The following is a 23,284-nucleotide window of genomic DNA, read 5'->3' on the forward strand; positions in this document are numbered from 1 at the left end:
GAGAATGGCCCTTGCCCTGATTACCGCTTGTTTCGGCGCCGCCGAACTGCGTCAGGCCTGCCACCGCGTAACGAACGCGCGAATGTCCGCGTTCACGCGCGCCGCATGGTTGAAGTACATGCCATGCGTGCCGCCCTCATAAACCTTCAGCGTCGCGCGTTCAAGCGCGGCCGCCGTCGGACGCCCTGTGATCTCCAGTGGCGCCGAAGCATCGCAGTCGCCGTGCAGCACGAGCGCGGATACGTCGATCGCGGCCAGTTCGCGGCGGAAGTCGGTGACCATCTGCACGCGGCTCAACTGCGCGGCTGCGCACAAAGACGTGCCCAGCATCATGTCCGCCGTCCACTGAATGACCGTGCGCGACGTGCCGGGGCTGAAGTAGGCGTCGGCGCGCCGGTCGATCCAGTCGGGAAACGACGTGAGCATTTCCGCGATCGACGCTTCGAAGAGGCTCGCGTCGAGCCCGCCGGGATTGTCGGCAGTCTTGAGCAAACAAGGCGTAGAAGCCGGCGAAACCAGCACGATGCCGGCTACGCGGCGCGAGCCGTGACGGCTCAAATAACGCACGATCTCACCGCTCGCGAACGAATGACCGACCAGCGTCACGCGCGCCAAACCTCGTGCGTCGAGTACCGCTTCGAGATCGTCGGCGAGCGTGTCGTAGTCGTAGCCACGGCCCGGGTCGCTCGAACGTCCGTGCCCGCGGCGGTCATACGCCACGCAGCGAAATCCCGCGGCTGCGAGCGGCGCGCATTGGTAGTTCCACATGTCGGCATTGAGCGTCCAGCCGGAGAGAAACACGAGCGGCACCCCATCGCCCCAGTCGCGATAGTGCAGTGCGGTCTCGTCGTCGATGCGGATCAAGCCGGGTTGGCGGGCATTGAGGGTGTCGCGTGCCATGGTCGTCGCTCCTTGCGGTTGGGGTGGGCCGATGAGGACCATGGTCGCCGATGCCGTGCGCGCCGACGATTACGTCGGAGGTAATGGCCGTGCGCCCGTGGCAAGGACGCTTGCGCGCGCTACGCGCAATCGCACCACGCCGGTGCTAGATTCGTCGCACGTACTGCCCAGGAGACGCTCATGAGCAACACTTCGCCGCGACCGGCCTTCGGCTCCGCCATCTACTATCGCGACCCATTCGCCGCGCTCGACTGGCTGGAAAAGGCGTTCGGTTTCAAGCGTCAGTTCGTCGTCACGTCGCCGGACGGAAAGCTCGGTCACTCGGAAATGCGCTTCGGGGACGGCTACGTGATGATTTGTGGCGGCTGGCCGGGCATGCCCTACACGAGCCCCGCCGAACTGGAAGGCAAGAACACGCAGTCGGTGCACGTGCAGTTGAAAAGCGGTCTCGACGCGCATTGCGAACGCGCCCGCGCCGCGGGTGCGAAGATCATTCGCGAACCGGCCGACCAGTTTTACGGCGATCGCGTCTACGCGGCTTGCGACCCCGAAGGCCATGTCTGGAGCTTCGGCGAAACCGTGCGCGAGGTCACGCGCGAAGAAGCGGAGCAGGCCAGCGGGCTGAAGATCGACGGCTGGGTTTGAGCGCGGGTGTGAGCACGACGGCGTACCTCGCGCGCAAAAGAAAAACGCCCCGACGAGTGATAGCCCGTCGGGGCGTTTGCATGACGGCTTGCGCGCAGCGCGCGCAAATCGAAATGGCTTAGCGTTGCGCGATCGGCTTGGCTTCGCGCGGCGTTTCGCCGATGAACAGCTGACGCGGACGGCCGATCTTCTGTTCGGGGTCGGCGATCATTTCGTTCCACTGCGCAATCCAGCCCACCGTACGCGCCATCGCGAAGATACACGTGAACATCGAGGTCGGGATGCCGAGTGCGCGCTGCACGATACCCGAGTAGAAGTCGACGTTCGGGTACAGCTTGCGCGACACGAAGTATTCGTCTTCCAGCGCGATCTTTTCGAGCTGCATGGCGAGCTTGAAGAGCGGATCGTCGTGCAGACCGAGTTCGTTCAGCACTTCGTAGCACGTCTCGCGCATGAGCTTCGCACGCGGGTCGTAGTTCTTGTACACGCGGTGACCGAAGCCCATCAGCTTCACGCCCGAGTTCTTGTCCTTCACTTGCTTGATGAACTCAGGAATCTTGTCCGGCGAGCCGATTTCTTCCAGCATGTTCAGTGCGGCTTCGTTCGCACCACCGTGCGCCGGGCCCCACAGACAGGCGATACCGGCCGCGATACACGCGAACGGGTTCGCGCCCGACGAGCCAGCCAGACGCACCGTCGAGGTCGAAGCGTTCTGCTCGTGGTCGGCGTGCAGAATGAGGATACGGTCGAGCGCGCGCACGAGCACGTCGTTGACCTTGTACTCTTCGCACGGGTTCGAGAACATCATGCGCATGAAGTTCGCGCTGTACGACAGATTGTTCTGCGGGTACACGAACGGCTGGCCGATCGAGTACTTGTACGCCATGGCGACGAGCGTCGGCAGCTTCGCGATCATGCGGATCGCCGACACTTCACGATGCTTCGGATTGTTGATGTCGAGCGAGTCGTGATAGAACGCCGACAGCGCGCCGACTGCGGCGACGAGAATCGCCATCGGGTGCGCGTCGCGGCGGAAGCCGCGGAAGAAGAACTGCATTTGCTCGTGAACCATCGTGTGCTGCGTGACGGTCTTGACGAACTCTTCCTTCTGCGCTGCGTTCGGCAGTTCGCCGCGGTACAGCAGGTAGCAGGTTTCGAGGAAGTCGGCGTTTTGCGCGAGGTTGTCGATCGGGTAGCCGCGGTACAGCAGTTCGCCCTTGTCCCCGTCGATGTACGTGATCGCCGAGTTGCACGACGCCGTCGACATGAAGCCCGGGTCATACGTGAACTTGCCGGTCTGACCGTACAGTTTGCGGATGTCGATCACATCCGGGCCCATCGTGCCCTTGTAGATCGGCAGTTCGACGCTCGGCGAATTGTCGCTGAACGATAGCGTGGCTTTTACATCAGACGGGGTCATAGCACATCCTCAATCGAAGATAAACACGGGATTCGATAGTTTTGTACGTCCGGCGCGGCGCCTGCAAGACAACTGCGGACGCCACCGCGCTCAGACGTTCCGAAGCAGCTCCAGCACCCGCTTCACGTCCGGGTCGGCAAGGTCGCCTTCTGGTTCCTTGCGCGCGAGCAGCAAGTCCATCAGGTCGTTATCGCTCAGCTCGAGCAGGCGCGTGAGAGCGCCCACGTCGGCGTCGCTGAGTTCATGCTCATAGCGCTCGAAAAACCGCTCAAAAATCAGATCATTTTCGAGCAGGCCGCGCCGCGCGCGCCAACGAAGGCGCGCGCGGCGAAGGGGGTCGGACTGATGCGATTCCATTTCAGAACAGCAACATCAAACCGCGCGGCGGAACATCAGTTCCTTGATCTTGCCGATCGCCTTCGTCGGGTTCAGGCCCTTCGGGCAAACGTCGACGCAGTTCATGATCGTGTGGCAACGGAACAGACGGTACGGGTCCTCGAGGTTGTCGAGGCGCTCGCCGGTGGCTTCGTCGCGGCTGTCCGCGATGAAGCGGTAAGCCTGCAGCAGACCTGCCGGGCCGACGAACTTGTCCGGGTTCCACCAGAAGCTCGGGCACGACGTCGAGCAGCTTGCGCACAGAATACACTCGTACAGGCCATCGAGTTCGTCACGCTGCTCAGGCGACTGCAGACGCTCCTTCTCGGGCGGCGGCGTGTCGTTGATCAGGTACGGCTTGATCGAGTGGTACTGGTTGAAGAACTGCGTGAAGTCGCAAATCAGGTCGCGCACGACGGGCAGGCCCGGCAGCGGACGCAGCACGATCTTCTGCGGCAGCTCGTTCAGGTTCGTCAGACAGGCGAGACCGTTCTTGCCGTTGATGTTCATCGCGTCCGAACCGCACACGCCTTCGCGGCACGAGCGGCGGAACGACAGCGTTTCGTCCAGTTCCTTGAGCTTGACCAGCGCGTCGAGCAGCATGCGCTCGTGCGTGATTTCCAGCTCGTACGTTTGCATGCGCGGCGCTGCGTCCTTGTCCGGGTCGTAGCGATAGACTTCAAAAATGCGTTTGGCCATTTCCAATTCCTTTTGACTGGCGTGTGCCTTAGAACGTACGCGCCTTCGGCGGCACGGACTCGACGGTCAGCGGTTGCATGTGGACCGGCTTGTAATCGAGTCGGTCACCTTCGCTGAACCAGAGCGTATGGCGCAGCCAGTTTTCGTCGTCACGGTGTTCGAAGTCGCTCTGTGCGTGTGCACCACGGCTTTCCTTACGAGCTTCAGCCGAAACCATCGTTGCGCGCGCAACTTCGACCAGGTTCGCCACTTCGAGCGCTTCCACGCGCGCCGTGTTGAACACCTTCGACTTGTCCTTCAGGTGGATGTGCTTCGCGCGCTCAGCGATCTGCGCGATGTCCTTCACACCGTCTGCCAGCAGCTTCGACGTGCGGAACACGCCTGCGTGCTTCTGCATCGAACCACGGATGTCGTTCGCGACGCTTTGCGCGTACTCGCCCGAGGTCGACTTGTCGAGCTCGGCGAGGCGCGAGAGCGCGAAGTCGGCGGCGTCGGCCGGCAGCGGCTTGTGCTCCTTGAGCTCCTTGACGTGCTTGACGATGTGGTTGCCAGCCGCACGGCCGAACACCACGAGGTCGAGCAGCGAGTTCGTGCCGAGGCGGTTCGCGCCGTGCACCGAGACGCACGAGCATTCGCCCACGGCGTAGAAGCCGTTGACGACTTCTTCGTGACCCTTCGGCGTGCCAACGACCTGGCCGTTGATGTTCGTCGGGATGCCGCCCATCTGGTAGTGGATGGTCGGCACGACCGGGATCGGCTCCTTGATACAGTCCACGTTCGCGAACTTGAGCGCGATTTCGCGAATCGACGGCAGACGCTTCATGATCGTCTCGGCGCCGATGTGCGAGAGGTCGAGCAGTACGTGGTCCTTGTGCGGACCCACGCCACGGCCTTCCTTGATTTCCTGGTCCATCGAACGCGAAACGAAGTCGCGCGGCGCCAGGTCCTTCAGCGTCGGCGCGTAACGCTCCATAAAGCGCTCGCCGTTCGAGTTACGCAGAATGCCGCCTTCGCCGCGCACGCCTTCCGTGATCAGCACGCCCGCGCCGGCCACGCCGGTCGGGTGGAACTGCCAGAACTCCATGTCCTGCAGCGCGATGCCCGAACGGGCCGCCATGCCAAGGCCGTCACCGGTGTTGATGAACGCGTTGGTCGATGCCGCGAAGATCCGGCCTGCGCCGCCCGTGGCGAACAGCGTGGTCTTGCCTTCGAGGATATAGACGTCGCCCGTTTCCATTTCGAGCGCGGTCACGCCGAGCACGTCGCCTTCGGCGTCGCGAATCAGGTCGAGCGCCATCCATTCGACGAAGAACGTGGTCTTCGCCGCGACGTTTTGCTGATACAGCGTGTGCAGCAGCGCGTGGCCGGTACGGTCAGCAGCAGCACAGGCGCGCTGAACCGGCTTCTCGCCGTAGTTGGCCGTGTGGCCGCCGAACGGACGCTGGTAAATCGTGCCGTCGGCGTTGCGGTCGAACGGCATGCCCATGTGTTCGAGCTCGTACACGGCGTTCGGCGCTTCACGGCACATGAACTCGATCGCGTCCTGGTCGCCGAGCCAGTCGGAGCCCTTGATCGTGTCGTAGAAGTGATAGTGCCAATTGTCTTCGCTCATGTTGCCGAGCGAAGCGCCGATACCGCCTTGAGCGGCGACCGTGTGCGAACGCGTCGGGAACACCTTCGAGAGCACGCAAACCGACAGGCCGGCACGCGCGAGTTGCAGCGAAGCGCGCATCCCCGAGCCGCCAGCACCGACGATGACCACGTCGAACTTGCGACGCGGCAGTGAATTCTTGATTGCAGCCATTCTTTTACACTCTCCAGAGAATCTGAGCGGCGTAGCCGAGGCTGCCCAGCAGCCATGCGATCGTGAGGACGTCCAGCGTGATGCGCAGGCCGACCGGCTTGATGTAGTCCATCCAGATGTCACGCACGCCAACCCACGCGTGCAGGAACAACGCGACCAGGGTGACGAACGTGGCGAGCTTCATCCACTCAGCGGAGAAGATCGACGCCCAGCCGTCATACGAGAAGTCGTGCGCGCCGAAGAACAGGACGAGCAGCACGACCGTGTAGATCGCCATGATCACGGCGGTGGCGCGTTGTGCGATCCAGTCGCGAATGCCGTAGTGAGCGCCGACGACGTGGCGCTTCGGACCGATACCGTTTTTAGCCGACATTTTTTAGAACGCTCCGAAGAGTTTTGCCGCAAAGGCGATCGTGAGAACCGTGGAGATGATCACGACGACCAGGGAGGTCGACTTGCCTTTTTCCTTGCTCACGAGGCCATGGTTGAAGTCCATGCACAGGTGACGCACGCCAGCGCAGAAGTGAAACAGGAACGCCCACCCGAGGACCAGCACGATGAGCTTGACGATGATGTTGGAAAGGAAGCCCTTGAATACCTCGAAGCTAAGCTCCGAAGTGAGGCTCTGGTCCAACAGGAACAAGATGAAAGGCAGGAACAGGAACAAGAGCACACCGCTGATGCGGTGGCCGATCGACACACGACCTGCCAACGGCAGGCGGTATGCGAACAAGATCTGCCCAAGCCCGATGTTCCGGTATTCCGGCCTCGGTTTTTTTGCGGCTTCTGCCATGCTAGACCCCTACTATGTGTTAACACTAATTCGCAATTTTAGCGCCTTTTCATATCGCGCTGCAGCGAAATCCACGTCGGGTACGGCGGTGGTGCGCGCAAGCAAAGGCACTCTGGGGAAGGGCTGCGCGTCTTTCGCGCGGCGCTCGTCAACTCAAATCATTCTGATAGTAGTACCCGGTTGTGACATACCATCCGCGGCGTACCTCGACCGGCCGGTCTCCATAGGTATAGGACACCCGCTCGACCGATAGCAAAGGAAAACCCGCCGGCACCTTGAGCAGATCGGCCACGGTAGGCTCGGCGGCCACGGCGCGGATCTTCTCGGTCGCGCGTATCATGCGCGTGCCGAACTCCGCCTCGAACATGGCGTAGAGCGGGCCTTTGTAGTCGGCGAGGCGCTCGCTCGTCAGGCCGCGGAACACACCGCCCGGCAACCAGATTTCGTCGAGCACGGTGCTTTCGCCATCGAACTGCAGCAGACGCCGGATCAGCACCACCGGGTCCGAGGGCTTGAGGTCGAGCTGGCGCGCGATCTCGGCCGAAGCGCGCAGGCGCCGGCACTCCAGCAGCTTGCTCACGTGCGGGTGCTCCGCGCCGTCATCGGCGAGCAACCTGAGGAAGCGAAACTGGGCGCGCTCTTCGTTGTGCGTTGCAACAAAAGTGCCCTTACCCTGACGGCGCACCAGCAGATTGTCGGCAGCCAGTTCGTCGATCGCCTTGCGTACGGTCCCCTGACTCACCTTGTAACGGGCGGCCAGTTCGACTTCGCTGGGGATGATTTCACCGGGCTTCCACTCGCCGGACTCGAGGCTCTGTGTAATGAGCCCCTTGATCTGCTGGTACAGCGGACTGAAGGTCGGGGACGGGGGCACCGCGGGCGCAGACGCTGGAACCCCGCTCTCGGGAGCGGTGGAATTCGCGTTGCTGGCCGGGTTTGCACTCATGGCGCGCATTTCAACATAAAGCCCCCCACGCATCAAGCGTTTTGCCTGCAATAGTTATGTCTTATATAAGACATAAGATACTGTTGACTTTGACCCTGACGACTCCTACACTCCCGATCGAGCAAGGGTTTGCGGGCAGGCTGCATGCTAATTTCAGGACATGAAACCGGCATGACGAAGAGGAGCCGCCGGCGGCATCCACCTCGTGGCGAATGCGCTGCGAGCCGCCTTGCACGATGCTGTTCCCTCACGCAGTAAACGCAGTAGAGGTTTCATCCGCCCAGCCGGCACGCGTGAGTCATCGCGCGCCGCGCATCTGTGGGAGAGCCCGAGCGAGCTGTTGCAGGAGTCGGCACACGCGAAGCGGCCAGCGTCCGGCGTCCCTCGAAGGGCGCTCCGTTCACCTCTTGCCATGTTGCACAGGTTACCGGCACGGCGGTCCGCGCCGGCGGCGCACGCGTCACGGCTTGTCAGTCATTGCTGTTCCAGTGAAGCGCGCACGCCAGCGAGAAAGACCGCCGGTTTCACCTACGCTTCGTGTATCGCGCATATAGAATGGCGTTTTACCCTGGCGTCTAACGCATCATCCTGGAGATTTTCAATGGCTAAGCCCGCAAAGCGCGTTGCCGTCACCGGCGCCGCAGGTCAGATCGCTTACTCCCTGCTGTTCCGCATTGCGAATGGCGACCTGCTCGGCAAGGATCAGCCCGTCATCCTGCAACTGCTTGACCTTCCGCAAGCGCAAGCCGCCGTCAAGGGCGTCGTGATGGAACTGGACGACTGCGCATTCCCGCTGCTCGCGGGCGTGGTCATCACCGACGACCCGAAGGTCGCGTTCAAGGACGCCGACGTCGCCCTGCTGGTTGGCGCACGCCCCCGCTCGAAGGGTATGGAGCGTAAGGACCTGCTCTCGGCCAACGCTGAAATCTTCACGGTTCAGGGCAAGGCGCTGAACGACGTCGCCAGCCGCGACGTGAAGGTGCTGGTCGTCGGCAACCCGGCCAACACGAACGCCTACATCGCCATGAAGTCGGCTCCGGACCTGCCGAAGAAGAACTTCACCGCCATGCTGCGTCTGGACCACAACCGCGCGCTCTCGCAACTGGCCGCCAAGTCGGGCAAGCCGGTCGCTTCGATCGAGAAGCTCGCCGTGTGGGGCAACCACTCGCCGACGATGTACCCCGACTTCCGTTTCGCCACGGTCGACGGCCAGTCGCTCAACGCGCTGATCAACGACGACGTGTGGAACCGCGACACGTTCATCCCGACGGTCGGCAAGCGCGGCGCTGCGATCATCGAAGCGCGCGGCCTGTCGTCGGCAGCGTCGGCCGCCAACGCAGCCATCGACCACGTGCGTGACTGGGTTCTCGGCACGAACGGCAAGTGGGTCACGATGGGCATCCCGTCGGACGGCTCGTACGGCATTCCCGAAGACATCATCTACGGCGTGCCCGTAACCTGCGAAAACGGCGAATACAAGCGCGTGGAAGGCCTGGAAATCGACGCGTTCTCGCGTGAAAAGATGGACGGCACGCTGAACGAGCTGCTCGAAGAGCGCGAAGGCGTGGCTCACCTGCTCGGCAAGTAAGCCTGCTGTATGAACGGAACGCGCGATTAACGCCCGTTCCGTTCTGCTTTATGGGCGCGCGGGGCTAGCTCCGCGGGCCTGAGTGGGCCGACCTGCGCGGGCCGCCCTAGGCGGCCCCACCTACGCGGCCCGCCCCAGGCGGCCCCACCTACGCGGCCCGCCCGATCCGCATGCGCCTTGCTCGCAGGACGCATCCGAATCCGGTATCTCCTACAAAACTCGACTCCCGACGCCGAAGATGCGCGCCATGCTCCCAGCCGAAGTGCTGTTTGACGGCGAAGCGCCGCCTGCCATCCTGCCCGCATGCGACCACTACGCGGGCAGTGAGAAGCTGATGCTCAAATCGCTCGCGCTGCAGCAGCAGTTGGGCCCGGTATTCGACATCACGCTCGACTGCGAAGACGGCGCGCAGGTAGGCCGCGAGGCCGAACACGCCGAGCTCGTGGCGTCGTTCATCGGCGGCGAGCACGACCGCTTTGGCCGCGTTGGCGTGCGCATCCACGATTTTCATCACCCGCACTGGCGCGACGACGTGCGCATGATCCTGCGCGCCGCCAAACGTGCGCCGGCCTTCATCACGCTGCCGAAGATCCGCGCCGTGGGCGACGCCGCCGAAATGACGGCCTTCATCGAAGCCACGCGCGTCGAGATGGGCATCGACACGCCCATTCCCGTTCAATTGCTAGTCGAAACGCACGGCGCGCTCGCGCGCGTATTCGACCTCGCTGCGCTGCGCGGCGTCGAGTCGCTGAGCTTCGGCCTGATGGACTTCGTCTCCGCGCACGACGGCGCCATTCCCGACACGGCCATGCGCTCGCCCGGCCAGTTCGATCACCCGCTCGTGCGCCGCGCGAAGCTCGAAATCGCGGCCGCGTGCCACGCTTTTGGCCGCGTCCCCTCGCACAACGTGAGCACGGAAGTGCGCGACATGGAAGTGGTGGCGAACGACGCGCGCCGCGCGCGTAACGAGTTCGGCTACACGCGCATGTGGAGCATTCACCCGGCGCAGATTCCCGCGATCGTGGCCGCTTTCGCGCCGCGCGACGAGGAAATCGCCCTGGCCGCCGAAATCCTGCTGGCCGCGCAGCACGCACAATGGGGTCCGACACGCCACGGCGACACGCTGCACGACCGCGCGAGCTACCGCTATTACTGGTCCGTGCTGCGCCGCGCGCGCGCCACCGGCCGTGCCGTGCCGGCCGAAGCGGCACCGCTGTTCGCGTCGGGCGTCGCTACATCCGGCGAGAAGGCGCAGAAGGCGTGACGTGCGCCACGAACGGGCGCGGAAAACGTTTTCAACGTATTGCGCCAGAGCAGCAACGCGGGGCGCGCACCGCATAGCGCAGCACCGGCAGTCACGCACAGTTACAGGCAGTTACTAGCGAACCAAGGCGCAAACAACACCGGGCCTGAGAAATTGAAGTTCATGGCGATAAATAGGTGAAAATAGCGTCCGCTGCGCGCTTTCGGGGCGCGCGCAGTGCAAACGGCGGTTGCCTGTTCAACCGCGCACTGATCAACCGCATTTAGATAGATAAAGGTTTGACACTCATGAAGAAACTGCTGATCGCCGCTGTCATCGGCACGCTGTCCTCGACGCTGATGCTGGCCGCTACCGACGCCGCCGCACAAGGCACGACCACGACCGAAAAGAAGCCTGCTCCGAAGCATCGCATCATCAAGCGCAAGGCCAATCCGGCCAAGGAAGCGAAGGTCGATCCGGTCCCGGCAGGCTCGGAGCACTGGAGCTGCGCTGAAGGCGTGCAATTCGACCTGAAGGGCGACATGGCGCGTGACCAGATCGTCACCGTTCACTGGGCGAACAAGAACTACAACCTGCCGCGCCAGACCACGACCACGGGCGCCGACCGCTTCCACGACGCCGCCACCGGCCTCGACCTCGTCGTGATCCCGACGAAGGCCATGCTGTTCTCGGACAAGGACAGCTCGCGCCTCGCCGACGAGTGCAAGACCGTTGCCATGCAACAAGGCGCCATGGCGCCGACGCAGGCCAACGCGCTGAACCCGGCCAACCGCGCCGCACCGGCTAGCGGCGCAGCAGGCCAGTAAGCCTCGGCCAGGGACCGCCTCGATGTCCGCCCTGATCTCCAACGTCAGGCCGCATCCGGACCAGGTACTGGTCGATATCGTCGACTATGTGCTGAATTTCCGGGTAGACAGCGCGCTCGCGCTGACAACGGCCCGGCATTGCCTGATCGACACCCTCGGCTGCGGACTCGAGGCGCTCTCCTACCCTGCCTGCACCAAGCTGCTGGGACCGATCGTGCCGGGCACGATCGTCCCTCACGGCGCGAAGGTGCCAGGCACGTCATTCCAGCTCGACCCGGTTCAGGCCGCGTTCAACATTGGCGCGATGATCCGCTGGCTCGACTTCAACGACACGTGGCTCGCCGCCGAATGGGGCCATCCGTCGGACAACCTGGGCGGCATTCTCGCGACCGCCGACTGGCTCTCGCGCACCGCCATCGCTCAGGGCAAATCGCCGCTCACCATGCGGCACGTGCTCGAAGGCATGGTGAAGGCGCACGAGATCCAGGGCTGCATTGCGCTGGAGAACTCGTTCAACAAGGTCGGTCTCGACCATGTGCTGCTCGTGAAGCTCGCCTCGACCGCCGTGGTCGGCCACCTGCTCGGGCTCACGCGCGACGAGCTGATCAACGCCGTCACGCTCGCGATGGTCGACGGCCAGTCGCTGCGCACCTACCGCCATGCGCCCAATACGGGCTCGCGCAAGTCGTGGGCCGCCGGCGACGCCACCTCGCGCGCCGTGCGCCTCGCGCTCATGGCGAAAACGGGCGAGATGGGCTATCCCTCGGCGCTCACGGCGAAAACGTGGGGCTTCTACGACGTCTCGTTCAAGGGACAGCCGTTCAGCTTCCAGCGCCCCTACGGCACGTACGTGATGGAAAACGTGCTGTTCAAGATTTCGTTCCCCGCTGAATTCCACGCGCAGACCGCAGCCGAAGCTGCGATGACGCTGCACGGCGTGCTCGCGCAACGCGGCAAGACGGTTGCGGACATCGAGCGCATCACCATCCGCACGCATGAAGCGGCAATCCGCATCATCGACAAGCGCGGCCCGCTTGCCAACCCGGCCGACCGCGACCACTGTATCCAGTACATGGTCGCCGTGCCGCTGATCTTCGGGCGTCTCACCGCCGCCGACTATGAAGACGAAGTCGCGAGCGACCCGCGTATCGACGCCCTGCGCGCAAAAACGGTATGCGTGGAAGACCCGCAGTTCACGAAGGATTATCACGATCCGGACAAGCGTTCGATCGCAAATGCGCTCACCATAGCGCTAAGCGACGGCACGACGCTCGACGAGGTCGTCGTGGAGTACCCGATCGGCCACAAGCGGCGCCGCGAAGCAGGCATCCCGCTATTGATCGAGAAGTTTCGAATCAACCTCGCGCGCCGCTTCCCCGCGAAGCAGCAGCAGGCGATTCTCGATGTCTCGCTCGACGAAGCACGGCTGTGCGCCCTGCCCGTCAACGAGTACGTCGACATGTATGTGATCTGAGCAATCAGGCAGGTATCCGTGACAGCAGCAAATGAGCAGTAAGCGTTATTTCCGCGATTAAACGAAGGAAAACACTATGGCCCACAATCTCCACAAAACGCTAAAAGATTTCGACAGCGGTTCCGGTAAAGGCAAGTTCTACTCGCTGCCGCAGCTCGGCAAGCAGCTTGGCGTGAAGATCAATCGCCTGCCGGTCTCGATCCGTCTGGTGCTCGAGTCTGTGCTGCGTAACTACGACGGCAAGAAGATCGCGGAAGAGCACATCGAGCAACTCGCGAACTGGAAGCCGAACGCCACGCGCGTCGACGAAATCCCGTTTGTCGTCGCCCGCGTCGTGCTGCAGGACTTCACCGGCGTGCCGCTGCTCGCCGACATCGCCGCCATGCGCGGCGTGGCCAAGCAGGTCGGCAAGGATCCGAAGGTCATCGAGCCGCTCGTGCCGGTGGACCTCGTCGTCGACCACTCGGTGCAGATCGACTACTTCCGCCAGAAGGACGCGCTCGACCTGAACATGAAGCTGGAATTCCAGCGCAACAACGAGCGCTACCAGTTCATGAAGTGGGGCATGCAGGCGTTCGACACGTTCAAGGTCGTGCCGCCGGGCATCGGCATCGTCCACCAGGTCAACCTCGAATATCTCGCGCGCGGCGTGCACAAGAAGGCTGAAGGCGGCGATACCGTCTACTACCCGGACACGCTCGTCGGCACCGACAGCCACACCACGATGATCAACGGCATCGGCGTGGTCGGCTGGGGCGTGGGCGGCATCGAAGCCGAAGCCGGCATGCTCGGCCAGCCGGTGTACTTCCTCACGCCGGACGTCGTGGGCGTCGAGCTGAAGGGCAAGCTGCGCGAAGGCTGCACGGCAACCGACCTCGTGCTGACCATCACCGAAATGCTCCGCAAGGAAAAGGTCGTCGGCAAGTTCGTCGAGTTCTTCGGCGAAGGCACGGCCTCGATCGGCGTGCCCGACCGCGCGACCATCGGCAACATGGCGCCGGAATACGGCGCAACGATGGGCTTCTTCCCGGTCGACGAAAAGACGATCGACTACTTCAAGGGCACGGGCCGAACGGAAGCCGAGATCTCGGCATTCGAGAACTACTTCAAGGCCCAGGACCTCTTCGGCGTGCCGAAGGCCGGCGACATCGACTACACGAAGACGCTCGTGCTCGACCTCGGCACGGTCGCGCCTTCGCTGGCCGGCCCGAAGCGCCCGCAAGACCGCATCGAAATCGGCCACGTGAAGTCGACCTTCACCGACCTGTTCTCGAAGCCGGTCGCCGAAAACGGCTTCAACAAGAAGGCCGCCGACCTCTCCGCCGAATACGCGGCGGGCGAGAAGGTCAAGCTGCACAACGGCGACGTGCTGATCGCCGCGATCACGTCGTGCACGAACACGTCGAACCCGAGCGTGCTGCTGGCCGCCGGTCTGCTCGCGAAGAAGGCCGTGGAAGCGGGCCTGACGGTCGCGCCGCACATCAAGACGTCGCTCGCGCCGGGATCGCGCATCGTCACGGAATACCTGACGAAGACGGGCCTGCTGCCCTACCTCTCGAAGCTCGGCTTCGAACTCGCGGCCTACGGCTGCACGACCTGTATCGGTAACGCCGGCGACCTGACGCCCGAGCTGAACGAGTCGATCGTCAAGAACGACGTCGTCGCGGCTGCGGTGCTCTCGGGCAACCGCAACTTCGAAGCGCGTATCCACCCGAACATCCGCGCGAACTTCCTGGCCTCGCCGCCGCTCGTCGTCGCTTACGCGATCGCGGGCAACATCACGCGCGACCTGATGACGGAGCCGGTTGGCAAGGGCAAGGGCGGCCGCGACATCTACCTCGGCGACATCTGGCCGACGAGCGACGAAGTCAACGCGCTGCTCAAGTTCGCGCTCGACCCGGAAGCGTTCCAGAAGAACTACAGCCAGCTCACGAAGAAGGGCGACCTGTGGAGCAAGATCGAAGGCGAAGAAGGTCAGGTCTACGACTGGCCGAAGTCGACCTACATCGCCGAGCCGCCGTTCTTCGGCAGCGACTTTTCGATGACGCCGTCGTCGGAAGTGCCCGAGATCAAGGGCGCGCGCGCACTGGGCATTTTCGGTGACTCGGTCACGACCGACCACATCAGCCCGGCTGGCTCGATCAAGGAAGACTCGCCCGCAGGCAAGTGGCTGAAGGAAAACGGCGTGCAGAAGGCCGACTTCAACAGCTACGGCTCGCGCCGCGGCAACCACGACGTGATGATGCGCGGCACCTTCGCGAACGTGCGTATCAAGAACCTGATGATCCCGGCAAAGGCCGACGGCACGCGCGTGGAAGGCGGCCTGACGATTCACCAGCCGAGCGGCGAACAGCTGTCGATTTACGACGCCGCCATGAAGTACATCGACGCCGGCACGCCGACCATGGTGTTCGCAGGCGAAGAGTACGGCACGGGTTCGTCGCGTGACTGGGCAGCCAAGGGCACGCAGCTGCTGGGCGTGAAGGCCGTGGTCGCACGCAGCTTCGAGCGTATTCACCGCTCGAACCTGGTCGGCATGGGCGTTCTGCCGCTGCAGTTCAAGGGCGCGGACAGCGTGCAATCGCTCGGCCTGACGGGCGAAGAGACGTTCGACATCGAAGGCCTGACGGACGACTTCAAGCCGCAACAGGACCTGACGCTCGTGATCCACCACAAGGACGGCAAGGATCAGCGCGTGCAAGTGCTGCTGCGTATCGACACGCCGATCGAAGTCGACTACTACAAGCACGGTGGTATTCTGCCGTTCGTGCTGCGCTCGCTGCTCGCGGCGTAAGCAAGCCGTTTTTTGCAGGTGCCGCGCCCGGCAACGGGTGCGGTCACACTTGGAGCCCGACGCAAGTCGGGCTTTTTTTTCGACCGCGCTTCCGGTTCAGCTATTCGATCAGCTTGTTCAACGTCGCAAACTCGATCAACGCCGCGAGCGACGACACGCCGAGCTTGTCCAGCACGCGGGTCTTATATGTGCTGACGGTCTTATCTGAAAGCCCGAGCCGCCCGGCAATGCCCTTGTTGCTCATGCCGCGCGCAAGGTATTGCAACACTTCGACTTCGCGTGGCGACAGCCCATTGAGCGCCACGTCGCGGCCGCCGCCGCAACTGCCCGCCGGGAAGCAGTCGTAGCCGAGCAGCACTGCCTTGACCACGCCGCACAGCTCCTCGACGCCTCGATTCTTGTTCACATAGCCGTTCGCACCCGCCACGCGCGTGTGATTGGCCATGACCAGCTCGGGCTTCGCAGAGAGCACGAGAATGCGCGCGCCGGGCTGCTTCGCGCGAATGCCTCGGATGACGGAAAGGCCGTCGAGCTTCGGCAATTCGAGGTCGAGGATCACCAGATCGGGATGCAATTCCTGCACGAGACGCAGGCCCTCTTCGCCGTCGCTGCACTCTCCGACCAGTTCGTACTCCGTATTCAGCACGTTGGCGAGCATCTTCAGCACGATGGGATGGTCGTCGATGACAACGATGCGTTTCATTTTTTGTTCCATGGCGGAGTTATTTATTTAAGCCTTCAGCGGGAATCTCACAGCCTGAACGACGCGCCATTGTTTTTGTATAGGAAAGTTCTGAAACGGCTCATGGGGCACCGCCGCAGGGTTAACCCATTGCGCGCGGAGTTTGAATTTAACTAACGCGTGAATTAAAGTAAGACGATGATCACACGCTCCCGCACCGCCGCCGCTGTGGCGCCCCGCCCGCGCGGCCGGCGCCGCGCCGCCGCCGACCTCGACATGCGCGAGCGGCTGCTCGCCAGCGCCACGCAACTGTTCGGCGAACAGGGCATTGCGGCCACCACCATGGCGCAGATCGCCGAGGCCGCGGGCGTGACGTCCGCCATGGTTCACTACTACTTCACGAACCGCGAAAAGCTGCTCGACGCCGTGGTCGACGAGCGCATTGCGCGCTCGATTGCGTTCGTGTGGGAGAGTGTGGAGGGAGACGTTGCGCAAGACCCTCACGCGCTCGTGGAGGAACTGGTCGCGCGGCTCTTCGAAGTCACCTCGCGCATGCCCTGGCTGCCGCCGCTCTGGCTGCGCGAAATCGTCAACGAAGGTGGCTTGCTGCGCGAGCGCATGCTCAAGCGGCTACCCATTGAGCATTTACAGCGCTTTGCCGCGCGCATCGGCGAGGCGCAGCGCGACGGCAGCGTGAATGCCGAACTCGAAGCACCGCTGCTCTTCATCTCTATTCTTGCGCTCGTCATGCTGCCGCTCGCGACTTCGAAGATCTGGCAAAGCACGCGCGGCTTTCCGAAAATCGAGCGCGAGGCACTGCATCGGCATGTGAGCGCGCTGTTGAGTGCGGCCTTGCGCCCGGCGCCGCAGGACAAGCGCGGGCGCCGCGCCGCGGCCCGCAAGGAGAACGCGTCATGAAGCTTGGCATGGCCTGCCTGTGCGCCATGGCGTTCGTGCTCGCCGCTTGCTCCCGGCATGAACCGTCCGGCTGGCAGGGCTACGCAGAGGGCGAGTATGTCTACCTCGCGTCGTCGCAGTCGGGCACGCTCACGCACCTGGAAGTACAACGCGGACAAACCGTGGCCGCCAACGCACCTGCCTTCGCGCTCGACGCCGTCGAGGAAGCCGCCGCGCGCGACGAGGCGCAGCATCGGCTCACGGCCGCGCAGCAGCAACTCGCCGATCTCCAGACCGGCAAGCGCCCACCCGAAGTGCGCGTGACCGAGGCGCAGCTCGCGCAGGCCGAGGCGAACGCGCACAAGGCCGCGCTCCAGCTCACGCGCGACGAGACGCAACTGCGCGCAGGCGGCATTGCACAGGCACAACTCGACGATTCGCGTGCGCAGGCGGCCTCCACAGCTGCCCAGGTGCGCGAGCTGCAAAATCAGGTGCGCGTGGCGAATCTGCCGGGGCGTACCGCGCAAATCGCCGCCCAGGCCGCCGACGTCGAGGCCGCGCGCGCCTCACTCGCGCAGGCGCAGTGGCGGCTCGACCAGAAGCGCGTGAGCGTGCCGAGCGGCGGCCTCGTCTACGACACGCTATTTCGTGTGGGCGAGTGGGTGCAGGCGGGCAACCCAGTCGTGCAGATGTTGCCACCGCAGAACGTGAAGGTGCGCTTTTTCGTACCGGAGACGATCGTCGGCTCGCTCGCGCCAGGCCGCAAAGTCAACGTGCGTTGCGACGGTTGCGCCGCCGACGTCCCCGCCACCATCACCTGGATCTCGAACGCCGCCGAATATACGCCGCCTGTCATCTACAGCAACGAGAACCGCGCGAAGCTCGTTTTCATGATCGAGGCGCGGCCTTCCACACAAGATGCCGTCAAGCTGCATCCGGGCCAACCGGTCGAGGTGACGCTGCAATGAGCACACCTGATCAATCGGCCGGCGACTACGCCATCGACGTGCGCAATCTCAACAAGCGTTTCGGCAGCAAGCATGTTGTGAACGACGTGTCGCTGCGCGTGGCGCGCGGCGAGATCTTCGGCTTTCTCGGCCCCAACGGCAGCGGCAAGACCACGTCGATCCGGCTCATGTGCGGTCTGCTCACGCCCGATTCCGGCTCGGGCACGTGCCTTGGCTACGACATCCTGCGCGAGAGCGCGCAGATCAAGCGTCACGTAGGCTACATGACGCAGCGCTTCTCGTACTGGGAAGACCTGACGATTCGCGAGAACCTCGACTTCGTCGCGCGTATCTACCAGATGCCGAACCGCCGCGAAGCTGTCGATCGCGCGCTCGAGTCGCTCGGGCTCGCAAGCCGCGCGAGCCAGCTCACCGGCGCGCTCTCGGGCGGCTGGAAACAGCGTCTCGCGCTCGCGGCCTGCATGCTGCACGAGCCCGAACTGCTGCTGCTCGACGAACCGACTGCGGGCGTCGATCCTACCGCGCGCCGCGACTTCTGGGAGGAGTTGCACCGGCTTGCCGCGCAGGGCATTTCGGTCCTCGTGAGCACGCACTACATGGACGAAGCCGAGCGCTGCCACAAGCTCGCTTATATCGCCTACGGCAAGCTGCTCACGCAGGGCACCGCCGCCGAGGTGATCGCCGAACAGAACCTCGAAACGTGGGCGATTCATGGCGAGCGCCTGACCGCGCTGGCGGCGCAGTTACGCAACGCACCGGGAATCGACCAGACAGTGGTGTTCGGCTCCGCGCTGCATGCGAGCGGACGCGATCATGCCGCGCTCGCTACAGCGGTCGCGCACGCGGTGGAGGGCCAGCCGTTGCGCGCCGAACGCATCGACACCGGTCTCGAAGATGTCTTCATCTATCTGATGAGCCATGCCCAGGACAACTACGGAGTGACGTCGTGAGCGCGTCGTTTCCGTTTTCCGTGGCGCGCTGGTGGAGCATCGTGCTCAAGGAGTTCTTGCAGCTCAAGCGCGACCGCATCACGTTCGCGATGATCGTCGGCCTGCCGATCATCCAGCTCACGCTGTTTGGCTACGCGATCAACACCGACCCCAAGCATCTGCCCACCGCCATTGTCGTGGGCGAGGACAGCGTGTTCGCGCGCAGCTTCGTCGCGGGCATGCGCAATTCCGCCTATTTCGACGTGGTCGAAACGCTGCCCGACGAAGCCTCGGCGCGCCGCGCGCTCGCGCGCGGCACGGTGCAGTTCGTGCTAAGCATTCCTGTCGATTTCTCGCGGCGCCTGCTACGCGGCGAAAGACCCTCGCTGCTCGTCGAAGCCGATGCGAGCGATCCCACCGCCATTACCACTGCGCTCGCCGCATTGCCGGGCCTTGTTGGACCCGTGGCCGCGAAAGACCTCACCGGCCCACTCGCGCACCTGAACGGCACGCCTGCCGCGTTCGACGTGCAGGTGCACCGGCTCTATAACCCCGAGGGCATTACGCAATACAACGTGGTGCCAGGCCTCATGGGCGTGATCCTCACAATGACGATGGTGATGATGACGGGCCTTGCCATCACGCGCGAGCGCGAGCGCGGCACGATGGAGAATCTGCTCGCCACGCCAGTGCTGCCTATCGAGGTGATGACGGGCAAGATCATTCCGTATGTGGCGATTGGACTGATCCAGGCGACCATCATCGTGCTCGCCGCGCGCTACGTGTTTCATGTGCCGTTCGCGGGCGGTCTCGTGACGCTCTATCTTTCAGCGCTGCTCTTCATCGCCGCGAACCTCACAGTGGGCATCACGCTCTCGTCGCTCGCGCAAAACCAGTTGCAGGCCATGCAGCTGACAATGTTCTACTTCCTGCCAAGCCTGCTGCTCTCCGGCTTCATGTTCCCGTTCGGCGGCATGCCGCGCTGGGCGCAGTGGCTCGGCAATCTGCTGCCGCTCACATATTTCAACCGGCTCGTGCGCGGCATCCTGCTCAAGGGCAACGGCTGGACCGACCTGTGGCCGGCGGTCTGGCCGCTCGCCATCTTCACGGTCGCGGTCATGGCGATCGCCGTGCGCTTTTACCGGCGCACGCTCGATTAGCGCGAGGCCCATCATCATGACGCGCGACGCCGCCTTTGCCTGCCTGCTTGTGCTCACGCTCTCGGGCTGCACCGTGGGCCCCGATTTCCATACGCCAGCCGCTCCCGACGCCACGGGCTGGACGCGTAAGCCCGTGCCCGCGACAACCGCTAGTGCAACAGGACCCGGCGGCGGTGCGCAGACCTTCGCCACGGCGGAACACGCGCCGAACGCGTGGTGGACGCAATTCGGCAGCGCGCAGTTGAACGCACTCGTGGATCAGGCCTTGCGCGCGAGCCCTACGCTCGACTCGGCGCGCGCGAAGCTCGTCGAGGCGCGCGAAAACTACAATGCGCAAGCAGGCGCGGCAAACTTTCCCTCCGTCGATCTGAAGCTTTCCGGCACGCGCCAGAAGGTCGATCTCGCCGCGTTCGGCATTACACAAGTGCCGAATCCACCGCCGTTTACGCTTTACAGCGCATCGGTGAGCGTCTCGTACGTATTCGACGTGTTCGGTGCCAACCGTCGTGCGCTCGAAGCCGCACTCGCCCAGGTCGATTATCAGGCATACGAAATGGAGGCTGCGCGACTCTCGGTGGCCGGCAACGTGGTCGCTACGGCCATACGCCGTGCGTCGCTCCAACGCCAGATCGACCTCACAACGCAACTCGCGCAGGCACAGGCACGCCAGCTCGCGATCATGCAAGCGCGCTACACGGCCGGCGGCGCAGCGGAGATCGACGTGCGAAGCCAGCGCACGCTGCTCGCGCAAACACGCGCCTCGCTGCCGCCGCTCGAAACGCAGCGTGACGCCGCGGAGCATCAGCTCGCAACGCTGCTGGGCGTTGCGCCTTCGCAGTTCGCCGCGCCGCTCGACGCACTGGCTCTCGATACCCTGCATCTGCCCGACACGGTCTCGCTCACCGTGCCTTCCACGCTGGCGCGCGAGCGTCCCGACATACGCGCCGCCGAAGCGCTGCTGCACCAGGCTGGCGCGAACGTCGGCGTGGCCACCGCCAATCTCTTTCCACAGATCTCGCTTTCCGCAGGCATAGGATCGGAGCGCACGCACATCGAGGACGTCGTCAACGGACTCAATATCTGGAACCTGGGTCTCGGCCTCACACAGCCGCTGTTCCATGGCGGCGAATTGCGCGCGAAGAAGCGCGCGTCGGAAGCCGCATATGAAGCCGCCTTCGCCGACTATCGTCAGACTGTTCTGCAAGCCTTGCAGCAGGTCGCCGACTCACTGCAGGCGCTCCAGAACGATGCGACCGAACTGCAGGCGCGCGACGACGCCGCCCGCGAGGCCCAGGCCAACGCGGCGATCACACACACTCGCTACAGCGCAGGCGGTGTGAGCGAGTTTTCGCTGATCGATGCACAACGCCAGGCACTCCAGACGATGCTCGATCGCACGCGCGTTCATGCGGACCGGCTAACGGACACAGCAGCGCTCTATCAAGCGCTCGGTGGCGCCCCACTTCCTGCTGTAGAGCCAGCTACAGCGGGCAACGACACATCGGCACCCATCGCCCCCGTTCGATAGCCCGGCCGCCCCACGCGGCAACCATCAGCCCATAACGGCAACCATTCGTTTCCTTTCGCTTGCGCCGTGCCTGCGCGACAATGACTCTCCCCTTGTTCCATCCGCAAACGAGAGACACGTATGAACCAGGCACAGCCGTCCCCCGCACAACTGTCCCCCAACGATCTCGTCGCGGCCGACGCGCTCCAGCTTTCGGAATGGATACGGCTGCGCAAGGTGTCCTGCCGCGAGGTGATGACCGCGTTTCTCGATCATATCGAGCGCGTGAATACGCCGGCCAACGCCATCGTCTCGCTGCGCGAGCGCGCCACGCTGCTCGCGCAGGCCCGCGAACGCGACACCCAGCTCGCGCGAGGCGAGTACCTGGGCTGGATGCACGGCATGCCGCAAGCGCCGAAGGATCTCACGGCCACGGCCGGCATTCCCTATACGCAGGGCTCGCCGCTGTTCCGCAACGAAGTGCCCGCTGCCGATTCCCTGATGGCCGCGCGCATGCGCGCGCAGGGTGCGATCTTCATCGGCAAGACGAACACGCCGGAATTCGGCCTCGGCTCGAATACCTACAACACGGTCTTCGGCACCACGCTCAATGCTTACGATCCCACGCGCAGCGCGGGCGGCAGCAGCGGCGGCACCGCAGTGGCGCTCGCGCTGCGCATGCTGCCCGTGGCGGACGGCAGCGACATGATGGGGTCGCTGCGCAACCCCGCCGGCTGGAACAACGTGTTCGGGTTCCGTCCGTCGCAAGGGCGCGTGCCTTCCGTGCCCGCCCACGAACTGTTCTTCCACCAGCTCGGCTATGCGGGGCCGATGGCCCGCAACGTGCCCGACCTCGCAATGCTGCTCTCCACCCAGGCGGGCTACGATGCACGCGCACCGCTTTCCATTGCCGAAGATCCCGCGCAGTTCGCGGGCCCGCTCGAACGCGACTTTGGTTGCGCGCGCATCGGTTGGCTAGGCAATTACGACGGCTATCTGCCGATGGAAGACGGCGTGCTCGCACTGTGCGAAACGGCGCTCAAGGACTTCGAATCGATCGGCTGCAAGGTCGAGGCCGCGCGCCCCGACTTCGCCATGGAGCGCCTGTGGCAAACCTGGCTCACGCTGCGCCACTTCTCGTGCGCGGGCACGTTGGGCGCGCTCTATCGCGACCCGGAAAAGCGCGCGCAACTCAAGCCGGAAGCGCAATGGGAAGTGGAAGGCGGCCTGAAGCTCTCGGGCGAAGACGTGTGGAACGCCACGGTCACGCGCAGCCAGTGGTACAACGCGCTGCTCGCCCTCTTCGAGCATTACGACTACCTCGTGCTGCCAAGCGCTCAAGTCTTCCCGTTCGACGCGAGCGAGCATTGGCCGAAGTCGATCGCGGGCCGCACGATGGACACCTATCACCGCTGGATGGAAGTCGTGATTGGCGGCAGCCTTGCCGGACTGCCCGTGATCAGCGTGCCTGCGGGCTTCAATGCGCAAGGCCTGCCGATGGGGCTGCAGGTGATCGGCAAGCCGCAGGCGGATCTTTCGGTGCTGCAACTCGCCCATGCGTACGATCAGGCCACGCATTGGGTCAAGCGACGCGTGCCGGCGCTGCTTCAGGCGTAACGCGCGGAAACTAAAA

At 63.9% G+C, this 23,284-nt stretch carries 21 protein-coding genes; 12 read left to right on the forward strand and 9 right to left on the reverse strand.

What is annotated here, in order from left to right:
- Positions 1 to 51 precede the first annotated feature (51 nt).
- Positions 52 to 900 carry an alpha/beta hydrolase gene (locus tag U5A52_RS03085; protein ID WP_321933880.1) on the reverse strand — a complete coding sequence of 283 codons (849 nt, stop codon included), beginning with the start codon at positions 898 to 900 and terminating at the stop codon, positions 52 to 54.
- Between the two features lie 180 nt (positions 901 to 1,080).
- Between U5A52_RS03085 and U5A52_RS03090 the strand changes: the two genes are divergently transcribed.
- Positions 1,081 to 1,545, forward strand: coding sequence for a VOC family protein (locus tag U5A52_RS03090; RefSeq protein WP_321933882.1), 465 nt, complete (start codon positions 1,081 to 1,083; stop codon positions 1,543 to 1,545).
- Between the two features lie 118 nt (positions 1,546 to 1,663).
- Here U5A52_RS03090 and gltA read toward each other — a convergent pair whose 3' ends face one another.
- From gltA to U5A52_RS03125, 7 genes are all read right to left on the reverse strand, one after another.
- A complete protein-coding gene (gene gltA, locus U5A52_RS03095) occupies positions 1,664 to 2,965 on the reverse strand; it encodes a citrate synthase (protein WP_158760579.1) in 1,302 nt (433 codons plus the stop codon).
- A 90-nt stretch (positions 2,966 to 3,055) separates the two neighbouring features.
- A complete protein-coding gene (locus tag U5A52_RS03100) occupies positions 3,056 to 3,322 on the reverse strand; it encodes a succinate dehydrogenase assembly factor 2 (RefSeq protein WP_321933885.1) in 267 nt (88 codons plus the stop codon).
- Positions 3,323 to 3,337: 15 nt separating this feature from the next.
- The gene (locus U5A52_RS03105) at positions 3,338 to 4,039 is read right to left on the reverse strand and encodes a succinate dehydrogenase iron-sulfur subunit (protein ID WP_321933886.1); all 702 of its coding nucleotides are present in this window, start codon (positions 4,037 to 4,039) and stop codon (positions 3,338 to 3,340) included.
- Positions 4,040 to 4,067: 28 nt separating this feature from the next.
- A complete protein-coding gene (gene sdhA, locus U5A52_RS03110) occupies positions 4,068 to 5,843 on the reverse strand; it encodes a succinate dehydrogenase flavoprotein subunit (protein WP_321933888.1) in 1,776 nt (591 codons plus the stop codon).
- Positions 5,844 to 5,847: 4 nt separating this feature from the next.
- Positions 5,848 to 6,216 carry a succinate dehydrogenase, hydrophobic membrane anchor protein gene (sdhD, locus tag U5A52_RS03115; RefSeq protein ID WP_158760582.1) on the reverse strand — a complete coding sequence of 123 codons (369 nt, stop codon included), beginning with the start codon at positions 6,214 to 6,216 and terminating at the stop codon, positions 5,848 to 5,850.
- A gap of 3 nt (positions 6,217 to 6,219) precedes the next feature.
- Positions 6,220 to 6,636, reverse strand: a complete 417-nt coding sequence (gene sdhC, locus U5A52_RS03120; protein ID WP_133183855.1) for a succinate dehydrogenase, cytochrome b556 subunit — start codon at positions 6,634 to 6,636, stop codon at positions 6,220 to 6,222.
- 148 nt (positions 6,637 to 6,784) lie between these two features.
- A complete protein-coding gene (locus U5A52_RS03125; RefSeq protein WP_158760584.1) occupies positions 6,785 to 7,582 on the reverse strand; it encodes a GntR family transcriptional regulator in 798 nt (265 codons plus the stop codon).
- Positions 7,583 to 8,183: 601 nt separating this feature from the next.
- On the opposite strand from U5A52_RS03125, the gene U5A52_RS03130 reads away from it, so the two are divergent.
- From U5A52_RS03130 to acnA, 5 genes are all read left to right on the forward strand, one after another.
- Positions 8,184 to 9,170 (forward strand): malate dehydrogenase, encoded by a 987-nt coding sequence (locus tag U5A52_RS03130; protein WP_158760585.1) that lies wholly within the window; start codon positions 8,184 to 8,186, stop codon positions 9,168 to 9,170.
- Between the two features lie 238 nt (positions 9,171 to 9,408).
- Complete coding sequence (locus tag U5A52_RS03135; protein WP_321914326.1) at positions 9,409 to 10,434, forward strand: HpcH/HpaI aldolase/citrate lyase family protein; 1,026 nt, start codon at positions 9,409 to 9,411, stop codon at positions 10,432 to 10,434.
- Between the two features lie 287 nt (positions 10,435 to 10,721).
- Complete coding sequence (locus tag U5A52_RS03140; protein ID WP_321914327.1) at positions 10,722 to 11,240, forward strand: hypothetical protein; 519 nt, start codon at positions 10,722 to 10,724, stop codon at positions 11,238 to 11,240.
- A gap of 22 nt (positions 11,241 to 11,262) precedes the next feature.
- Positions 11,263 to 12,714, forward strand: a complete 1,452-nt coding sequence (locus tag U5A52_RS03145) for a bifunctional 2-methylcitrate dehydratase/aconitate hydratase (RefSeq protein WP_321914328.1) — start codon at positions 11,263 to 11,265, stop codon at positions 12,712 to 12,714.
- Between the two features lie 76 nt (positions 12,715 to 12,790).
- Positions 12,791 to 15,508, forward strand: coding sequence for an aconitate hydratase AcnA (acnA, locus tag U5A52_RS03150; protein WP_321933891.1), 2,718 nt, complete (start codon positions 12,791 to 12,793; stop codon positions 15,506 to 15,508).
- 100 nt (positions 15,509 to 15,608) lie between these two features.
- Here acnA and U5A52_RS03155 read toward each other — a convergent pair whose 3' ends face one another.
- Complete coding sequence (locus tag U5A52_RS03155; protein ID WP_321914330.1) at positions 15,609 to 16,211, reverse strand: response regulator transcription factor; 603 nt, start codon at positions 16,209 to 16,211, stop codon at positions 15,609 to 15,611.
- A gap of 177 nt (positions 16,212 to 16,388) precedes the next feature.
- On the opposite strand from U5A52_RS03155, the gene U5A52_RS03160 reads away from it, so the two are divergent.
- The 6 genes from U5A52_RS03160 to U5A52_RS03185 all read left to right on the forward strand — a co-directional run bounded on the left by U5A52_RS03160 (position 16,389) and on the right by U5A52_RS03185 (position 23,268).
- Positions 16,389 to 17,108 carry a TetR/AcrR family transcriptional regulator gene (locus U5A52_RS03160; RefSeq protein WP_321914331.1) on the forward strand — a complete coding sequence of 240 codons (720 nt, stop codon included), beginning with the start codon at positions 16,389 to 16,391 and terminating at the stop codon, positions 17,106 to 17,108.
- A complete protein-coding gene (locus U5A52_RS03165) occupies positions 17,105 to 18,055 on the forward strand; it encodes an HlyD family secretion protein (RefSeq protein ID WP_321933893.1) in 951 nt (316 codons plus the stop codon). Before U5A52_RS03160 ends, U5A52_RS03165 begins: the two co-directional genes overlap by 4 nt.
- Positions 18,052 to 19,005 (forward strand): ABC transporter ATP-binding protein, encoded by a 954-nt coding sequence (locus U5A52_RS03170; RefSeq protein WP_321933895.1) that lies wholly within the window; start codon positions 18,052 to 18,054, stop codon positions 19,003 to 19,005. Before U5A52_RS03165 ends, U5A52_RS03170 begins: the two co-directional genes overlap by 4 nt.
- The gene (locus U5A52_RS03175; RefSeq protein WP_321914334.1) at positions 19,002 to 20,144 is read left to right on the forward strand and encodes an ABC transporter permease; all 1,143 of its coding nucleotides are present in this window, start codon (positions 19,002 to 19,004) and stop codon (positions 20,142 to 20,144) included. Before U5A52_RS03170 ends, U5A52_RS03175 begins: the two co-directional genes overlap by 4 nt.
- A 16-nt stretch (positions 20,145 to 20,160) precedes the next feature.
- Positions 20,161 to 21,672 (forward strand): efflux transporter outer membrane subunit, encoded by a 1,512-nt coding sequence (locus U5A52_RS03180; RefSeq protein WP_321933896.1) that lies wholly within the window; start codon positions 20,161 to 20,163, stop codon positions 21,670 to 21,672.
- 120 nt (positions 21,673 to 21,792) lie between these two features.
- Entirely contained in the window at positions 21,793 to 23,268 is a 1,476-nt protein-coding gene (locus U5A52_RS03185) for an amidase (RefSeq protein ID WP_321914336.1), read from the forward strand.
- Positions 23,269 to 23,284: the final 16 nt, after the last annotated feature.

It is taken from the genome of Paraburkholderia sp. J8-2 (assembly GCF_905220195.1).
Classification (GTDB): domain Bacteria; phylum Pseudomonadota; class Gammaproteobacteria; order Burkholderiales; family Burkholderiaceae; genus Paraburkholderia.

Excerpts from the sequence above, each read along its gene's own strand:
- U5A52_RS03170 (WP_321933895.1), top strand. The coding sequence starts at position 18,052 with ATGAGCACACCTGATCAATCGGCCGGCGACTACGCCATCGACGTGCGC.
- U5A52_RS03100 (WP_321933885.1), bottom strand. The coding sequence starts at position 3,322 with ATGGAATCGCATCAGTCCGACCCCCTTCGCCGCGCGCGCCTTCGTTGG.
- sdhD (WP_158760582.1), bottom strand. The coding sequence starts at position 6,216 with ATGTCGGCTAAAAACGGTATCGGTCCGAAGCGCCACGTCGTCGGCGCT.
- U5A52_RS03090 (WP_321933882.1), top strand. The coding sequence starts at position 1,081 with ATGAGCAACACTTCGCCGCGACCGGCCTTCGGCTCCGCCATCTACTAT.
- U5A52_RS03180 (WP_321933896.1), top strand. The coding sequence starts at position 20,161 with ATGACGCGCGACGCCGCCTTTGCCTGCCTGCTTGTGCTCACGCTCTCG.
- sdhA (WP_321933888.1), bottom strand. The coding sequence starts at position 5,843 with ATGGCTGCAATCAAGAATTCACTGCCGCGTCGCAAGTTCGACGTGGTC.
- U5A52_RS03140 (WP_321914327.1), top strand. The coding sequence starts at position 10,722 with ATGAAGAAACTGCTGATCGCCGCTGTCATCGGCACGCTGTCCTCGACG.
- U5A52_RS03125 (WP_158760584.1), bottom strand. The coding sequence starts at position 7,582 with ATGAGTGCAAACCCGGCCAGCAACGCGAATTCCACCGCTCCCGAGAGC.
- U5A52_RS03155 (WP_321914330.1), bottom strand. The coding sequence starts at position 16,211 with ATGAAACGCATCGTTGTCATCGACGACCATCCCATCGTGCTGAAGATG.
- acnA (WP_321933891.1), top strand. The coding sequence starts at position 12,791 with ATGGCCCACAATCTCCACAAAACGCTAAAAGATTTCGACAGCGGTTCC.
- U5A52_RS03185 (WP_321914336.1), top strand. The coding sequence starts at position 21,793 with ATGAACCAGGCACAGCCGTCCCCCGCACAACTGTCCCCCAACGATCTC.
- U5A52_RS03105 (WP_321933886.1), bottom strand. The coding sequence starts at position 4,039 with ATGGCCAAACGCATTTTTGAAGTCTATCGCTACGACCCGGACAAGGAC.
- sdhC (WP_133183855.1), bottom strand. The coding sequence starts at position 6,636 with ATGGCAGAAGCCGCAAAAAAACCGAGGCCGGAATACCGGAACATCGGG.
- U5A52_RS03165 (WP_321933893.1), top strand. The coding sequence starts at position 17,105 with ATGAAGCTTGGCATGGCCTGCCTGTGCGCCATGGCGTTCGTGCTCGCC.
- U5A52_RS03130 (WP_158760585.1), top strand. The coding sequence starts at position 8,184 with ATGGCTAAGCCCGCAAAGCGCGTTGCCGTCACCGGCGCCGCAGGTCAG.
- U5A52_RS03135 (WP_321914326.1), top strand. The coding sequence starts at position 9,409 with ATGCGCGCCATGCTCCCAGCCGAAGTGCTGTTTGACGGCGAAGCGCCG.
- gltA (WP_158760579.1), bottom strand. The coding sequence starts at position 2,965 with ATGACCCCGTCTGATGTAAAAGCCACGCTATCGTTCAGCGACAATTCG.
- U5A52_RS03085 (WP_321933880.1), bottom strand. The coding sequence starts at position 900 with ATGGCACGCGACACCCTCAATGCCCGCCAACCCGGCTTGATCCGCATC.
- U5A52_RS03145 (WP_321914328.1), top strand. The coding sequence starts at position 11,263 with ATGTCCGCCCTGATCTCCAACGTCAGGCCGCATCCGGACCAGGTACTG.
- U5A52_RS03160 (WP_321914331.1), top strand. The coding sequence starts at position 16,389 with ATGATCACACGCTCCCGCACCGCCGCCGCTGTGGCGCCCCGCCCGCGC.